We start from the raw sequence: 16,042 nt of genomic DNA, 5'->3' as shown, positions 1-16,042 counted from the left end.
GGTTTCAGGTTTCAGGTTTCAGGTTTCAGGTTTCAGGTTTCAGGTTTCAGGTTTCAGGTTTCAGGTTTCAGGTTTCAACAGGCTAGTCGTGATTACGAGATTGCAAAACAATTCTGGATTTCAGTTTTTCGCCTGTGATTTTCAGGCCTTAAAAACCAAAAAAGGCAGGAAAACCTGCCTTTTTTAGAAAAATGATCAAGCTTAGTTTAGCTCGTCGTTTTTCACATACTTAGTACCTTTGACGGTAGCCTGTAATGCCAGGCCATTTTCGGTAAGCTGATAAACGATAATATCACCAATGGTAACGCCACCGCTGGCCTGCCCGCCTTTTTCTCCGGCTTTAGCAGCGGCATCCGCCTCACCACCAAACGCCCAGCCATCATCAACAAACTTGTCCATGGCTTCTTTGGTTTTAAAGACAAACACAGCGCGAAAATCTTTCGCTCCTAAACCGATACCGACGCCAGCTTCGTACATGTCCATATAGGTATTTTCGCCACTGGCATTATCATGGACCACGCCATAACCGGTGCCTGCAGCGACAATGAATAAGTTGAGTTGGGCATTCGAGAAAACCGCATAACCAGGAGCTTCCATGATTACATCTTTGGCTCCGGGGCTAGCTTCCTCAACGTCAGCAACCACCTCTTCACTCATCGACAGGATGGCGGCGCGTTGTTCTTCCGGTGTGTCACCATCGGCTGAACAGCCAACAAACATAAAAACGGCTACAAGAACGAGAAGTTTTTTCATTACAATTGCCTCACTTGGATCGAAATTTAGTGTTAGAGGCTTACCAAATTTCCTTTTTCCTGAAGCCATTCTTTGCGATCACCTGCACGCTTTTTCGACAGCAACATATCCATGAGTTCCATAGTATTGTCGTAATCGTCGACGGTTAGCTGAACTAATCGCCGCGTGTTTGGATCCATGGTGGTTTCACGCAATTGCAATGGGTTCATTTCACCCAAGCCTTTAAACCGCTGTACGTTAACCTTGCCACGTTTTTTCTCAGCTTCAATCCGATCCAGTATCCCTTCTTTCTCCTGTTCATCCAGGGCATAAAACACCTCTTTGCCGACATCGATACGATATAACGGCGGCATTGCCACATAAACATGACCGGCCTGAACCAAAGGTAAAAAATGTTGGGTAAACAAAGCACACAGCAAGGTCGCAATGTGCAATCCATCCGAGTCCGCATCGGCAAGAATACATATCTTACCGTATCGCAATGACGATAAATCGGAGCTGTCCGGATCAATACCCAGGGCCACGCTAATATCGTGGATTTCCTGGGAGGCGAGAATCTGTCCTGATTCCACTTCCCAGGAGTTCAATATTTTACCTCGTAAAGGCATTATAGCCTGAAAATCCCGATCCCGTGCTTGTTTAGCACTACCACCAGCAGAATCCCCCTCCACCAGGAATAATTCTGATCTTTCAGGCTCTTGGGAACCACAATCAGTAAGCTTACCTGGTAGTGCCGGGCCCTGAGTGACTTTTTTACGAACGACCTTTTTACTGGCTCGCATCCGCCGCTGGGCATTGCTGATACAAAACTCGGCAAGCGCTTCGGCAATATCGGTGTGCTCGTTTAACCACAGGCTAAACGCATCTTTAACAACCCCGGAAACGAACGCCGCGCATTGTCTTGAGGAGAGTCGTTCTTTGGTTTGCCCGGCAAATTGCGGATCCTGAATTTTTACCGACAAAATAAAGCAGCATTTATCCCAGATATCATCGGGTGTTAATTTCACCCCGCGCGGTATCAGGTTGCGGAACTCACAAAACTCGCGCATTGAATCGAGTAAGCCCTGGCGCAAACCGTTGACATGTGTCCCTCCCTGAATGGTAGGGATTAGGTTTACATAACTTTCGCCAACAGTCTCACCGCCTTCCACCAGCCAGTTAACCGCCCAGTCAACTGCCTCATGCTGCGATGCAAAGGAACCAACAAAAGGCTCTTCCGGCAAGCTGGTCCACTGATTTACCGCATCCTTTAAGTAATCCTGCAGGCCATTTTCATAACACCAGTGATGTTTCTCATTTTTCACCTTATCGTGAAACTTGATACTCAACCCAGGGCACAATACCGCCTTTGCCTTAAGAATATGGCACAATTTATTTACCGCAAACTTGGCGGAATCAAAGTAGCTGGCATCTGGCCAAAATCGTACCCGGGTACCGGTATTGCGTTTACCAACGGTGCCGGTTTCTACCAGGTCAGACGCTTTCTCACCATTTTCAAACGCCATTTCAAATACTTTGGTATTGCGCTTAACCGTTACTTCTACCCGGGTTGACAAAGCGTTGACCACAGAGATACCGACCCCATGCAAACCACCGGAAAACTGATAGTTCTTGTTCGAGAATTTACCACCTGCATGCAACTTAGTGAAAATCAGCTCAACACCTGGGACGCCCTCTTCCGGATGAATATCCGTCGGCATGCCGCGACCATCATCGATCACCTCTAGTGACTGATCTTCATGCAGGATAACCTGAATGTTACTGGCATGACCGGCCAGTGCTTCATCCACAGAGTTATCGATAACTTCCTGTCCAAGGTGGTTGGGTCGGTTGGTATCGGTGTACATGCCAGGACGACGGCGAACCGGGTCCAGGCCACTTAATACTTCGATAGATTCAGAATTATATTGCTCGCTCATCTGCTTAATCTGGCTGTTGAATTTATGCTGTTATTATTATTTGGGTTACATGTTTGCAGTTGGAAAAAGTTTACAATATTGTCCAGCATGTTGGCAAAACCAACAAAACTGTGGTCCCCACCTTGCTGCACAATCATCTGACATTGCTGATATTTTTCCACTGCCTGACGATAATCTAACACTTCATCACCAGTTTGTACCATCACTAAAAAATTTTCCGGATGATTAATGCTGACAAAATATTCTCGCAACGACTGTAAATGTGCCGATGTTACCAGGTAGGTTTCCGCCGTATAGGGGTTGGTATGCTCGCCAAGTACGCCCTGCAGCAACTCAAAAGGACGAACCGCCGGGTTTACTAACACCGCTTTGGCATTGAGTTGCTCAGCCAGGTAAGTCGCAAAATAACCACCGAGTGAACTGCCAATAAACAACCATTCACTGCCGGGCCTTGAGTCGACAATTGCCAGAAGTTGTTGCATCGCAGCGTCTGGCGTACTTTCTAATTGCGGGCAATGAAATTCTATATTGGCAAAATTTTGTTGAAAATATTCCCGCGCTTTTTCCGCTTTTAACGATCGAGGCGAGCTGTTAAAGCCATGAATAAAAAGAACTTGTGGATTGTTCAAAGGTAATTCCTTGCTAACTAGATAGTTGGGTTTGCTACGGGCAGCCGTACAATACGGGAGCTAAGTTCGCCGTTGTCATAATAAAACGTTCGATATGCCGGTCCCTCAGGTAATGCTTTGACGCCATCAAATTCCGGGTCAAACTGAATTGAGGTTGCCGGACAACAATATACAGGAGCGCTGGCATTCTTATCCGCGTTCTGGGTTATCGCTCGGTGTACATGGCCACAGGCGACGCCAACTACACCCGGTAAATGCTGCAACAGGAGCCAGAACGCCGATGCATTTTGCAACCCATGACGATCAATAAAATAGCCGACCGGGCGCGGATGATGATGCATAAACAACAAGGTTGCGTCGGTTTTATCGATATCCTGCAAACGCGCCAGCTCAGTGTCAGCCAACAGTCCTGCAGGGGTTGCAGATTTTGAATTCAGTAACATCAATCTCAAGCCATCCAGGACAATGTCTTTGTCATCGTTCAATAATGGATGTACTAACAGGTTTTGCATCTGCTCAATGGAATCATGGTTGCCGGGCAACCAGTAGATCGGAACCTGGATGCCACTTTCACTAATCGCCTCATTAAAGTTGCGATAGGACTGGTCACTGTGGTCCTGACTCAAATCACCGGTAAAAACGGCGAATTGCAAGTCCTTCATCTCCCGCATGTCGCCGAGGGTACGAACTAAATTTGCATAAACAGGTTGTCCGAAATGCAGGGCGGATTTATCTGCATAAAGGTGGCAATCACTAAACTGAGTAAATACGACGCTGGACACGGCTGATACGAAATAAGTTATTTAATTGCAGTTTGCCCCAGTCGCAGGCAGGTTTGCAACCACTCCGTCAGAAATTGGTAAGTTTGTTGTTTTTCATCAGGGTGCAGCATTGATGGGTTTGGATAATCGTAGCGCGGCTTAATTGCACGACTTTTAGCCGTTTCTATCACCTCCGCAACCCGTGCATCGTGATACAAGCGAATGATCATGGTCGGTTTGGGCAGAAGTTTACCGATGCGCAAAGAGTCTGATTCTTTGCGGGTTAGTTGTCGAAACTCGACCACATGGGTATAGCGCGACTGTTCGGTGATGGTCAGTTGAAAGATATGGTCATTATCAATACAAAACTCTCGCTGTTCACCGATCTCGGTGATCCCTGCCAGCAGTCTCATCAACAGCACATAGTTAACCTCACAACTGGTTAACAATTGCTTGAGGTTAGGATGATATCGCTGCGAATAACTCACATTGGGTCCCGTATTTATGCCGTTCAATTGGATAGTTTCTGATAATTTAACGCTAGCCACTGTAAGGCAATTATAGTTGAAGCGTTGGTGATCCGGCCTTGAGCAAGCCACTCCAGTGCCCGTTCACGCGACACCAGGTGGGTGCATATATCTTCATTTTCATCATCCAGGCCATGTAGTTGCCCATCAAATGTTGCCGGTAAGTTACACAAACCGAGGTATAGAAAAAGCTTTTCACTGGTACCACCGGGGCTGGAAAAATACTCCATTATAAATATCAGTTTGTCTTCACTGATCGACAATCCTGCTTCCTCATCCGCCTCTCGCACAGCAACGTCTTTCGGTGACTCACCCGGTTCGATCATCCCGGCTATCGGTTCCAGTAACCAGGGGTCTTCACCGTTGCGCACCGCTCCGGCACGAAACTGTTCAACCAACAACACCTTATCCTGGCGTTTATCGTACGGTAGTAAAATCACCGCATCTCCACGTTCAAAGATTTCCCGGGTAAAGCATGCTGACATACCACCAGCAAACAACTCATGCTGAATGTGCCATTCATCAACCCGGAAGAAGCCCTTGAACACAGTCTTCTTGTCTTTTATCTGAATTATTTGCGGTTTTTGTTTGAGGTCTTTATTTTCCATATATTTGCTGGATTCTTTGGAGTTAATACAAAGCGTTAGAAATAAATTCTGTTACACTTTATTCGAGATCAATGACTAATATCTCTTCAGCATACCACTAATAATCGCTACAATGGCTGAAAATAATTAAAGTTTGAGTATCAACAGGAAACACTCATGACAAATAAACTGAATTCGTTATTTGTCGGCATAGCACTGGCATGTACCAGCTCCATCGCCGCCGCCGAAGACTTAAAGGAAATTTATCAACTGGCTCTGGCTAACGACCCAACGGTTCAAAAAGCGAAAGCTCAGTTTCTGGCTAGTGAAGAACGGATCACCCAGGCACGTTCTGTGTTATTACCGCAAATCAATGGCTCTGTAACTTATTCAACAAGTGAAACCGTGACACCTGTCACCTATGAAGATTTGGCAGGTGACGAATTAGAATTTGATGTGACGACGGAAAGAGATTCTTTCGAATATGGAATCAATCTTAATATGCAACTGTATCATCACAACAGTTGGATCACCCTGGACACCACAAAAAAAGCAGCGCATCAATTTGACTTAAATTACCAATTTGCAAAACAACAATTGATTACACGCGTCACCGCCGCCTATTTTGATGTCCTTGCCGCTCAGGATGGTCTTGAGTTTGCCATTGCCGAGAAAAATGCCATTGAACGCCAGCTTGAACAAACCAAGCAGCGTTTCTCTGTAGGCCTTACCGCTATCACCGATGTGCACGAAGCCCAGGCCCAGTACGATACCTCGGTAGCCGAGGAAATCCGTGCCCAGAATGCCGTGTATCAGGCGGAGGAAATCTTGCGGGAAATCACCGGTAAGTATCCTCGTCAGTTGGATACCTTAAATACCGAACGCTTCAGTGCGGTTACTCCACAGCCAGGCACTGCCGATGCCTGGCAGGATCTGGCGGAAGCGAAGAACTTACAGCTGATCAACCAGAAAGTTGCCGTTGATATCGCCAAAGAAAGTATTGATTTAGCGTTTTCCGGTCATCTTCCGACCTTAAGCTTAACCGGTAGCTACGGAATCGCAACAACAGACCAGTCAAACGATCCAGCATTTTTCCCAGGCACCCAATCGCCTATCGGTCAAACACTCGATGGCAGTAAAATAGATAGTCAAAGCATTGGTGTGCAATTAAATGTGCCGATTTTCTCCGGTCTGCGCACCAGTGCTGAAGTCGATGAAGCCAAACACCTGTATGTATCGGCCAATCAAGACTTGCAAATCACTTACCGCGCAATTGTTCGTGAATCACGAAGCGCCTACAACACCATAGTAGCAACCATTTCCGGGGTGAAAGCCTTTGAACAGTCTGTGGTTTCGGCAGAGAGTGCGTTAAAAGCAACAGAAGCCGGTTTTGAAGTGGGCACCCGTACTATCGTTGATGTCTTAGACAGTACCCGTAACCTCTATAATGCCAAGCGTAACCTGTCGACGACTCGTTATCAGTACATCATCAATATGTTACGGTTGAAAGAGGCCGCCGGTACCATTACCGAAGAGGATATCAACACCATCAATGCCGGTTTGGAAAAAGCCAAGCCGATGGATCCGGATAACGTCTAAACTTAAAAAAGCCCGCTACGCGGGCCTTTTTTGTTTTAGAGGGAAGCTTCGCTGAGGGAATCAAAATGAACAGAATTTTGAAGGTGGAGTTTCAATAAAATTGAAAAGGTGGAGTCGAGATGATGGACATCTCGATGAAAGCTAAATTCTAACTACCAAAATGCGATTTGAAGAGCATTTTCTCCACCATCAAAACGATTAAGTTTTGACTCCACCCAAAACATCACAACGAGAATGTTTTATCCCTCTGCGAAGCTTCTCTCTCCGATTCGCCTTAATCTTCGAGGCGAATCGTATTAATAATCTCCGTGGTTGAAATGCCATCTTCAAAATTCAGCACTTTGACCACCCCACCATTAGCAATGACTTCCCTACCACCAGCGATATCCTCGACCTTATAGTCACCACCTTTAACCAGAATATCCGGCAATAATCCGGCAATTAATCGTTGTGGCGTATCTTCAGAGAAATCGACCACCCAATCCACTGCACCAAGACCTGCCAATACTGCCATGCGACGATCAACCGGGTTAATTGGGCGACCCGCACCTTTCAACCGTTTAACCGAGTCATCATCATTGACCGCGACAATTAACCGATCCCCTAATTGCGCTGCATGAGTCAGGTACGATACATGACCCGCGTGGAGAATATCAAAGCAACCATTGGTCATGACAATTTTTTCACCACGTTGACGGGCATGTTCGATGATCATTTTTAACTGCTGTTCGGTGACAACTCCCGAACCGCTTTCCTGACCAGAACTTATCGCCTGCGCGATTTCCACTTCGCTGACCGTTGACGTACCCAGTTTGCCAACCACAATGCCAGCGGCAATATTGGCTAGAGCGCTTGCCTGGCCATAAGAGGACCCGGCGGCGATAGCCAGTGCCAGGGTCGCGATTACCGTATCCCCGGCACCAGTAACGTCAAAAACTTCCTTGGCATGGGTCGGTAGGTGCAACTCTTCTTCATTGGCACGAATCAGTGTCATCCCATGTTCAGAGCGGGTAACCAGCAGGGCTTTTAAGTCTAGCTCGGCGAGTAGTTGCTGGCCTTTATCAAGAATTTCCTGTTCGTTCGCACAAGGGCCAACGACCGCTTCAAATTCAGCCATATTAGGGGTAATTAAATCGGCACCACGATACTTAGTGAAGTCGTCACCTTTGGGGTCCACCAGCACCGGAATATTGTGCTCTTTGGCCAATCTAATCATTGCCTGCACGTCACTTAATGTGCCTTTCGCATAATCCGACAATAACAATAAGTGATGTTGGTCAATGTGTTGTTCGACGAGCTGGTACAGCTCGCTTTTATCAACATCTTCCAGACCATCCTCGAAATCGAGACGAATCAATTGCTGATTACGACTCATAACCCTTAGCTTGGTAATCGTTGGAACGTCCGGATAACGGGCAAACTGACAAATCACGTCCAGGGACGACAAGGAGGAATCCAGGGCATCACTGGCTTCATCTTCACCGGTGATCCCGGAAAGGGTGACCTGGCCGCCAAGGCTGGCAATATTCAAAGCGACGTTAGCGGCACCACCGGGACGGTCTTCATTGTGGTCAATTTTAACAACCGGAACGGGTGCCTCCGGCGAGATTCTCGATGTTGGTCCTAACCAATATCTGTCGAGCATAATATCGCCAACGACCAATACTCTGGCATTGTTAAAATTTGGAATATCTACTTTCATACCGCTTTCCGTTTTGGATATAATTTCACAAATGTGCCTCTGCTGTGTTCAATTCGTCACCGCATGACGGGCAGTTGAAAACATTCACAGGCCAAACATGGCTATAGTGTATCATAAGCTTTTTCCAGAGTTGACGTTGTCTTGAGTAAAAACAAAGTATTACAAACCAAATTTAAAGCCAGTTTTCTGTTACCTAAGTATTGGCTTACCTGGCTCGGAGTGTTAGTTCTGTTTAGCATTTCTTTGCTTCCCTATCGACTGCAGTTTTGGCTGGGCCGCGGCATTGGACGATTATTGCAAAAAGTTGGCGGTTCCCGGCAACGGGTTGCACAGCGCAACATCGAAGTTTGTTTTCCACATTTAAATGAACAAGAACGCCAGCAACTGATTCGTAAAAATTTTGAAAATACCGGAATTGCGTTACTGGAAACGGGAATGGGCTGGTGGTGGCCAGACTGGCGGGTTAAACGTAAATTCACTTTAAAAGGGCTGGAACACATCACCCAAGCCCAACAACAGGGGCACGGCGTATTGCTACTGGCCTTCCACAATTTATCATTAGAATTACATTGCCGTGGCTTCGGCTTGCATCAGAAGAGTGTCGTTTTTTATCGACCCCACAACAATCCGCTGATGGAGTATTTCCAGTTTAAAGGACGTGGGCGTTCCAACAAATATATGCTCGGCAAACGTGATGTGAAAGGATTAATCTCGGCCTTGCATGATAAAGAAAGCTGTATTTACCTGCCGGATCAGGATTATGGCCGCAATCGCTCTGTGTTTATCCCTTTCTTTAATGTGCCCGATGCGGCGACCACCACAGGCACGATGATTTTCGCCAGTCAGAAAAATGTTAAAACCCTATTGGTAGTACCTAGTCGTAATGACGATACTGGCCAGTACCTGGTCGAAATCAAACCGGTATTTGATGATATCCCCAGTGGCGATGATATTCGCGATTTAACTCGTATTAATCAGGAAATCGAGAAAGCGATCGCGGCTAACCCGGAGCAGTATATGTGGTTGCACCGTCGCTTTAAGACCCGTCCAGACGCCGATGCTGAGCCATTTTATAAAAAGTAATCGTTTGTTCGCTTAATCACTGTCCTGCAACAGATAGCGGTTCCAGCAATCCCAGACCAACTCAGTTTGGGATTGAACCTGTTGATGGGCGATCATCTTCGGGCAGTTTTGCAACACCAGTTCATGGCCGAGATCACGTAAATGACAATATGCCCGAGACAGTTTTTCGGCAAGGCTATTATCGATGAACTCCAATTGTGCCAGTCCTTCGAAAATGCGGACATTATCGGAATAGGTCGCGAGGCTCGGATATGGATGACTGTAAGCCAGGACAAAGAACTGAGCGATAAATTCAATGTCCGCCAGTCCGCCCTCGCCCTGTTTGATATCAAATAAATTGCCATCGCTTTTATCAAGATGCTGACGCATTTTTTCACGCATGTTTACCACCTCTGTGCGCAACGTAGACAAACTTCGGGACATGCTCAGGACATTACGACGTATTTCCTCGAACTGGTTAAGCAGTGCCTGGTCACCGGCAACACCCCGGGCGCGAACGAGCGCCTGGTGTTCCCAGGTCCATGCATCCTTTTGCAGGTACTGATGGTAGGTATCAATATGCACCACCATAAGCCCGGAATTGCCAGAGGGACGCAGTCTCATATCCGTTTCATACAAGGTGCCACTGGCGGTGCGAGTATTAAAAAGATGTAATATGCGCTGCGCCAATTTCAGGTAAAACTGGCTGCTCGGTACCTGTTTATCACCTGTGGTCATATCCGATTGAGCACAGTTATGAACAAATACCATATCCAAATCCGAGCTGTAGCCCAGTTCAATGCCACCAAGCTTGCCATAACCAAGCACCGCAAAGCCTTTGTTGTCGCTGCCTAGCGTCGCCTGTGGCTGCCCATAGCGAGCACATAGCTGTTGCCAGGCCAGCTCCACGACTTCAGCAATAATTCCCTGGGCAAGCCCGGTAAGCTGGTCGCTGACCTTCATTACCGGCAGAACATCACTCACATCGGCAGCCGCGATCTTCAACTGGTGCGACTGTTTAAACTGACGCAAGGTTTCCATTTGCTCTTCCAGGTCATCATTAGGAACGCGGATCAGGTTCTCTTGCAGCAAGGTCTGGTAACCAGACGGTTCAGGCAGGGCCATCAGCAATTTTGGATCAATTAATTCATCAAGCAAGATCGGAAAACGAGCCAGGGTCTCACTGATCCACTCGCTGTCCCGGCATAATCGAATTAACTGTTGTAACGCGCCCTGGTTTTCATAAAGTAGCTCAAGATAAGCGGTGCGGCTGACAATTCTTAACAACACATGCAGGCAGCGGGTTAATGTGAGTTTTGGCATTTGCTCGCCAATTGAACTCAGAAGCAGCGGAATTAACTTATCAAGAATGATTTGGCCGCGACGGCCAATCGGGCGTTTGTGGATGTCTTCCTTGAAGTTGCTTAACTCGCGATGGATGTCCTGATGCGGCCATTGTGGCCTGAGTTCCTGCAACCAAACCAATGACTCCTCAGGCTCCCAGTTTGCCAGCCAATAGGTAACCCAGCGATCACTGAGTGGTAATTCATTGGGGTTATCTTCACCGATAAGTAAATTAAACTCGCGGTGAACTGCGGCCATATGCTGTCGGCATTGCTGGTAATATTGATCCCATTCTGGATAGCCCATAACATCCGCGAGCCTGGCTTGATTCAACTCATCGGCAGGCAATAATTGTGTCTGTTTGTCGGAAAAAGCCTGAATCGCATTTTCGCTGCGTCTTAAGAAATCGTATGCATGCAATAATGTGGCATGAGTGTCAGCACTGATACTACCGAGTTCTGTTAACAATGCCATAGCCCGATAGATATTTCGTTCCTGTAATTGTGGGTTTCGTCCGCCACGAATTAGTTGAAATACCTGGACGATGAATTCAATTTCCCGGATCCCACCCGGTCCCAGCTTAATATTGTCCTTCACAGATTTTCGGCGGGCTTCCTGGGCTATCATCAACTTCATTTTGCGGAAGCTTTCAATCACCGAGAAATCGATATAGCGTCGATATACAAAGGGCCGCAGCATCGAAGAAAGACGGTTATGATATTCGGAGTTACCAACCAGTCGCGCTTTTAACATGGCGTAACGCTCCCAGTCTCGCCCCTGATCCTGATAGTAGTTTTCCAATGCCGCAAAACTTAACACTAAAGGCCCGCTGTCGCCAAATGGCCGCAAGCGCATATCAACCCGATAAACAAATCCGTCAACGGTTACCTGATTTAAAGCAGCAATTAATTTCTGCCCGAGTCGGGTGAAAAACTGCTGATTATCGATACTTTTTCTTGCTCCACGGGTTTCCCCGGCATGAGGATAGGCAAAAATCAGATCAATATCCGAAGAAAAGTTAAGTTCTCCGCCACCGAGTTTACCCATCGCATAAACCAAAAGGGGTTGCAGCTGACCATCGGCATCGGTGGGCTCTCCCCAGCGTTGCTGGCAAAAGTCCGTGAGCCAGTCCAATGCCACGCTGATCAACGCTTCAGCCAAATCGGTTAAGTGCCTCAGGCTGGATTTTAATGGTAGTGACGAGCAAAAATCATTGACCGCAAATCGTATTAAATAGCGGTTTCTAAATTGACGAAGCACACGATGTAACTCGTCCTCCTGCTGACACAGGGCGACAAGTTTGTGTAACTCCAGTGTCAGGTCTGGCAGGGAAAAGTGATGATCCAGTGGCTCAGTAAATAATGAGGGAATGACACCAGGGTTGGTTAGTAGATACTCTCTGGCAAAATCAGACAAGGCAAGCGTACGCTTTAGGGCAAGGCGCTGTTGTTCGTCCAAATCCTGTAGTTGTGGTGCCAATGAGGCCTGGCAATGTCGCCAATAGCTTTCTGATTGTTGCTGTAAATAACTGTTTGCAAACGGCTTTATTTGTAACACAACATTATCCTAAACATAGACCATAATAATGACATGCATGGTTACCGATGAGTTTTCAGAACTCCTGCAGGTGCATTAACTTTAATTTAACAGTTTACCAAGAAAATACGCCGACCAATGAGACTTTTTATTGCATCCATCATCATCAGCCTGTGTTTACTGGGTGCCTGTTCCGATTCAATTGAGGATCAGATCAACGTTCAGTTACCTTTGACCGAGCAGAAATTAGCCGAGTTAAAACAGGCTCTTAGCGATGGTGAAGTGGAAAATGCCGTTCTTATTCAGCAATATGCGAACAAACTCCTTACCCTTAACCCCAAATTAGAACAACCGGTTGCCGTTCTTATTCGCAATGCCGGTTCCGAGGGCCAACTGTACAAACGCTTGTATGAACGATTGCAGACCGTCAGTTTTCAAAGTGACCTGTTTGTCTCTGAAGAGCTCAGATATCAGGAGCTACTCAACATTTATCAGGCCGCTGACCCGATACTGTTTTCCGATGCGTTAAGCGATCCACTCAATGTTCTCGCCGATTTATCACAAGGACAATTGCAACGAGTTAATGCCGAAACAAAATCATTAACCCTACAGAAAAATCAAGCCGAGGATTTTGGCGCTGCAGCACTGTTAATTGCTCATCCGGCCTTTGGCACTTGGCAGACGAACTCTGAAAATGAGGTTACCTGGCAGTGGTTTAACCGAACCAAGCCACTTTCGACTCTGCTGAAACGCTCGTCAGTCGATTACGAGGAGTGGGCAAAATACCGGGATTATAGCTTTTATGCGGATATTGGCAGGTCCCGTTATTCCTCGGTATTTACTCTCGCCAGACAAACGGAAATTGAGGAAGAATTATCGAGCCCGGGCGCATTTGCATTGCAACGCTTTGGCGATAGTGATTTATCTGCACCGGGATTAGTGTTAAAAAGTGGTTACCACCAATTTTAACCAATATCGTTATGGAATACTTATTTTCATTCGCGCCGATTGACCCTGAGGTGCTGCTGATCCTGGTCGCTGAAATTGCCATTGCCATTTTCCTGCTGGCACTGATGCGCTACTGCTATGGATTATTCTTTGCTACCAACAGCACTGATGAATTGGCGAAAGTTGATAATTTCGCCTTTGGCATTAGCCTCGCCGGCTCCATTGCCGGACTTGGCATTATTTTAACCGGCGCGATCACGCCAAAGTATAATGCGGGTATGGGCAGTGAATTGATTAACATGTTCAGCTATGGCGTGCTTGGCATGATACTTCTCTACCTGGGGCGCTTTGTTCATGACCGCTGGTCACTTCACCTGATAGATAAACGTCAGCAAATCGCCGATAAAAATATAACCGTAGGTATTGTTGATGCTGCCTCGGTGATCGCCACTGCAATCATTATCCGGGCAATGTTACTCTGGGTTGAAGGATTCAACCCCTCCGCGATAATTGCCATGATCAGCGCCTTTGCTGTTGCCCAAACGATCCTGACCCTGGTTACCCGCATTCGCGAACATCATTATGCCAAGTACAATCAACTGGATTCACTTCAGGATGCTTTTGCCGATGGGCAAATTGCCCTGGCCCTCAGGTACAGTGGTCAATTACTATCCACGTCGCTGGCAGTGACATCGGCCAGCTATTTTCTCGATTACCACCCAGACACCATAGTGCAGAACCTGATTGGCTGGTTGATCTTTGGCCTGCTGATGACGTTAGCAATGTGGATGTTAACCACCATGGCGAAAAAGTTAATATTGCGCGGGATCAACCTCGAAGCTGAGGTGGATCATCAACACAACGTTGGCGTCGCCAGTGTCGAAATGGCGATAAGCATTGGTATCGCATTGATGCTTACCACCCTACTTGCTTAATACCACAGTAACCGAAGATGAATAAAAAACATTGACATATTATGTCGAGATGCTAAGGTTTAGCAATCGACATATTATGTCAAGGAATGGAATAGACGAAATACTGCAACAGTATTTATGGTTAAGATGAGGAACACTATGAACATCCACAGTATTGCAGCTCACCTGAACGAACTGGCTGACAACACCAGTACCGGCATGGTATTTGACTGCCAACCTATTTCTGGTGAGGTTGATGTATTACAAATCACCATTCAGGGTCGAGAAGAGTTACCGGTGTTTTTATCGGTCAGCGATGACCAGGTCATCTGTATCACCTATCTCTGGGGTGAGCAGGAAATCATCAAGGAAAAACGCGTTGCGATGTTGGAAGCGATGTTGGAGATGAGCATTCCAATGCCACTCTCAGCATTTTCAAAAATTGGCGATAAGTACGCCATATTCGGCGCGCTATCGATAAATTCCAGTTTCGCAGATATTGAACATGAGCTGGCGGTACTGAGTAATAATGCGTTAGAAGTGATTGACGATATGAGCGAGTTTTTAATTTAACCGGGCAAAGTGAGACGTTAAGTAGCACAAATTTGTATTCACATTCGTTGCGCTAAAACGAATTCGAATTTAAGGAATATCCAAGATGAGTATTTTTAAAAAGATTATGACCGCCATCCGCGGTGGTGCCAGTGAAATGGGCGAGAGTATTGTTGACGCCAATGCGACCCGTATTTTTGAACAAGAAATCCGCGACGCGCAAAACCATTTAACTAAGGCAAAACGTGACCTGACCAGCGTCATGGCTCAACAAATGTCGGCTAGTCGCGAAGTCGACCGCATTAAGCGAGACATTGCCGAGCATGAAGGCTATGCGCAACAGGCTCTGGCTCAGGAAAATGAAGCACTGGCATTGCAGGTAGCTGAAAAAATCGCTGGCATGGAAAATGAGTTAGAGACCCAACAACAGGCGCTGGATAGCTTTTCTACCAATGTCGATCGACTCAAGGAACTGGTGAAAAAAAGCGAGCGCCAGGTTGCCGAATTCAAGCGTCAGCTATCGATGGTGAAAACCACAGAAAACGTACAAAAAGCGACGTCAGCAATTACCGACAATTTCTCTTCGAGTAACTCGAAATTGTTAAATGCCAAAGACTCCCTGGAACGAATCAAAGCCAAACAACAGAAATTTGACGACCAGATGAAAGCTGCGGAATTGTTGGAGTCAGAAGACTCTGATGCATCGCTGCAGGCACAACTTAAAGCTGCCGGCATCACCAAGGCGGATAAAGATGCGTCATCGGTGTTAGATCGCATTAAAGCGAAGCAGTCTTAATCAACTAGCCGGGTACAGCCTGTTGTTGTACCCGGCGTATATTTCAGTTCACAGACATTATGAGCGATCGTAAAATTCCCAACAAATGGCAATCCGGGGTAAACGCGTTAAAAGCCGTCCAGGTTGCCTTTGATATGGACGAAAAAGTGCAAAAAACCATCCGCAAAACGGCGGTGGATGCCGGCCTGAGTCCTTCTGATCAAATACGGTTAATTCTTGGACTGCCAGTTAACAAGCGCCCGAAACGTCCTCGCCTGACCGTTTCACTGAATGAACAGGATTACCAGATTCTTGCCGAGAAGTATGGATTGGCAGTCGACGATCAACTGGAAATCAAACGTAAGTTAATGGATGAATTAATAGCTTTCGTTGACGATCAATAGGCTTGAACAGAACAGAGATAAACAGCGTTG

The 16,042-nt window shown here is 46.7% G+C and carries 15 protein-coding genes; 7 read left to right on the top strand and 8 right to left on the bottom strand.

Going from position 1 to position 16,042, the window contains the following annotated elements; translation table 11 throughout:
* Positions 1-201 precede the first annotated feature (201 nt).
* From E8M12_RS02790 to E8M12_RS02765, 6 genes are read right to left on the bottom strand one after another with little or no spacing between them, the layout of a single operon-like run.
* On the bottom strand, positions 202-753 hold the full coding sequence (locus tag E8M12_RS02790; protein ID WP_136734553.1) for a lipid-binding SYLF domain-containing protein: 552 nt from the start codon (positions 751-753) through the stop codon (positions 202-204).
* Between the two features lie 32 nt (positions 754-785).
* On the bottom strand, positions 786-2,672 hold the full coding sequence (gene parE, locus E8M12_RS02785; protein ID WP_136734552.1) for a DNA topoisomerase IV subunit B: 1,887 nt from the start codon (positions 2,670-2,672) through the stop codon (positions 786-788).
* The gene (locus E8M12_RS02780) at positions 2,669-3,301 is read right to left on the bottom strand and encodes a YqiA/YcfP family alpha/beta fold hydrolase (RefSeq protein ID WP_136734551.1); all 633 of its coding nucleotides are present in this window, start codon (positions 3,299-3,301) and stop codon (positions 2,669-2,671) included. Before E8M12_RS02780 ends, parE begins: the two co-directional genes overlap by 4 nt.
* Positions 3,302-3,318: 17 nt before the next feature.
* Positions 3,319-4,083 (bottom strand): metallophosphoesterase, encoded by a 765-nt coding sequence (locus E8M12_RS02775; RefSeq protein WP_169303020.1) that lies wholly within the window; start codon positions 4,081-4,083, stop codon positions 3,319-3,321.
* A 17-nt stretch (positions 4,084-4,100) separates the two neighbouring features.
* Positions 4,101-4,550, bottom strand: a complete 450-nt coding sequence (locus E8M12_RS02770; RefSeq protein ID WP_246033989.1) for a DUF1249 domain-containing protein — start codon at positions 4,548-4,550, stop codon at positions 4,101-4,103.
* A gap of 23 nt (positions 4,551-4,573) precedes the next feature.
* Positions 4,574-5,197: an NUDIX domain-containing protein gene (locus tag E8M12_RS02765; RefSeq protein ID WP_136734549.1), complete on the bottom strand. Its 624-nt coding sequence runs from the start codon at positions 5,195-5,197 to the stop codon at positions 4,574-4,576.
* A gap of 156 nt (positions 5,198-5,353) precedes the next feature.
* Between E8M12_RS02765 and tolC the strand changes: the two genes are divergently transcribed.
* Positions 5,354-6,775, top strand: coding sequence for an outer membrane channel protein TolC (tolC, locus tag E8M12_RS02760; RefSeq protein WP_136734548.1), 1,422 nt, complete (start codon positions 5,354-5,356; stop codon positions 6,773-6,775).
* A gap of 274 nt (positions 6,776-7,049) precedes the next feature.
* On the opposite strand, the gene hldE is transcribed toward tolC, so the two are convergent.
* Complete coding sequence (gene hldE, locus E8M12_RS02755) at positions 7,050-8,477, bottom strand: bifunctional D-glycero-beta-D-manno-heptose-7-phosphate kinase/D-glycero-beta-D-manno-heptose 1-phosphate adenylyltransferase HldE (protein WP_136734547.1); 1,428 nt, start codon at positions 8,475-8,477, stop codon at positions 7,050-7,052.
* A gap of 141 nt (positions 8,478-8,618) precedes the next feature.
* Here hldE and lpxL point away from each other — a divergent pair, with 141 nt between their 5' ends.
* Complete coding sequence (gene lpxL / locus E8M12_RS02750; protein ID WP_136734546.1) at positions 8,619-9,560, top strand: LpxL/LpxP family Kdo(2)-lipid IV(A) lauroyl/palmitoleoyl acyltransferase; 942 nt, start codon at positions 8,619-8,621, stop codon at positions 9,558-9,560.
* Between the two features lie 12 nt (positions 9,561-9,572).
* On the opposite strand, the gene glnE is transcribed toward lpxL, so the two are convergent.
* Positions 9,573-12,440 carry a bifunctional [glutamate--ammonia ligase]-adenylyl-L-tyrosine phosphorylase/[glutamate--ammonia-ligase] adenylyltransferase gene (glnE, locus tag E8M12_RS02745; RefSeq protein ID WP_136734545.1) on the bottom strand — a complete coding sequence of 956 codons (2,868 nt, stop codon included), beginning with the start codon at positions 12,438-12,440 and terminating at the stop codon, positions 9,573-9,575.
* A gap of 117 nt (positions 12,441-12,557) precedes the next feature.
* Here glnE and E8M12_RS02740 point away from each other — a divergent pair, with 117 nt between their 5' ends.
* The 5 genes from E8M12_RS02740 (at position 12,558) to E8M12_RS02720 (ending at position 16,012) form a co-directional block, all read left to right on the top strand.
* A complete protein-coding gene (locus tag E8M12_RS02740; protein ID WP_136734544.1) occupies positions 12,558-13,388 on the top strand; it encodes a hypothetical protein in 831 nt (276 codons plus the stop codon).
* A gap of 11 nt (positions 13,389-13,399) precedes the next feature.
* Positions 13,400-14,302 (top strand): DUF350 domain-containing protein, encoded by a 903-nt coding sequence (locus tag E8M12_RS02735; protein ID WP_136734543.1) that lies wholly within the window; start codon positions 13,400-13,402, stop codon positions 14,300-14,302.
* A 138-nt stretch (positions 14,303-14,440) separates the two neighbouring features.
* Positions 14,441-14,854, top strand: coding sequence for a YjfI family protein (locus tag E8M12_RS02730; protein WP_136734542.1), 414 nt, complete (start codon positions 14,441-14,443; stop codon positions 14,852-14,854).
* 85 nt (positions 14,855-14,939) lie between these two features.
* The gene (locus tag E8M12_RS02725) at positions 14,940-15,629 is read left to right on the top strand and encodes a PspA/IM30 family protein (RefSeq protein WP_136734541.1); all 690 of its coding nucleotides are present in this window, start codon (positions 14,940-14,942) and stop codon (positions 15,627-15,629) included.
* 59 nt (positions 15,630-15,688) lie between these two features.
* A complete protein-coding gene (locus E8M12_RS02720; protein WP_211244968.1) occupies positions 15,689-16,012 on the top strand; it encodes a hypothetical protein in 324 nt (107 codons plus the stop codon).
* Positions 16,013-16,042: the final 30 nt, after the last annotated feature.

This window comes from Thalassotalea mangrovi, from assembly GCF_005116735.1.
GTDB classification, from domain to species: domain Bacteria; phylum Pseudomonadota; class Gammaproteobacteria; order Enterobacterales; family Alteromonadaceae; genus Thalassotalea_A; species Thalassotalea_A mangrovi.
Note: the sequence above shows the minus strand (reverse complement) of the source record. Positions and strands in the feature narration are given on the sequence as shown.

Excerpts from the sequence above, each read along its gene's own strand:
- E8M12_RS02790 (WP_136734553.1), bottom strand. The coding sequence starts at position 753 with ATGAAAAAACTTCTCGTTCTTGTAGCCGTTTTTATGTTTGTTGGCTGT.
- parE (WP_136734552.1), bottom strand. The coding sequence starts at position 2,672 with ATGAGCGAGCAATATAATTCTGAATCTATCGAAGTATTAAGTGGCCTG.
- E8M12_RS02765 (WP_136734549.1), bottom strand. The coding sequence starts at position 5,197 with ATGGAAAATAAAGACCTCAAACAAAAACCGCAAATAATTCAGATAAAA.
- tolC (WP_136734548.1), top strand. The coding sequence starts at position 5,354 with ATGACAAATAAACTGAATTCGTTATTTGTCGGCATAGCACTGGCATGT.
- hldE (WP_136734547.1), bottom strand. The coding sequence starts at position 8,477 with ATGAAAGTAGATATTCCAAATTTTAACAATGCCAGAGTATTGGTCGTT.
- E8M12_RS02740 (WP_136734544.1), top strand. The coding sequence starts at position 12,558 with ATGAGACTTTTTATTGCATCCATCATCATCAGCCTGTGTTTACTGGGT.
- E8M12_RS02735 (WP_136734543.1), top strand. The coding sequence starts at position 13,400 with ATGGAATACTTATTTTCATTCGCGCCGATTGACCCTGAGGTGCTGCTG.
- E8M12_RS02730 (WP_136734542.1), top strand. The coding sequence starts at position 14,441 with ATGAACATCCACAGTATTGCAGCTCACCTGAACGAACTGGCTGACAAC.
- E8M12_RS02725 (WP_136734541.1), top strand. The coding sequence starts at position 14,940 with ATGAGTATTTTTAAAAAGATTATGACCGCCATCCGCGGTGGTGCCAGT.
- E8M12_RS02720 (WP_211244968.1), top strand. The coding sequence starts at position 15,689 with ATGAGCGATCGTAAAATTCCCAACAAATGGCAATCCGGGGTAAACGCG.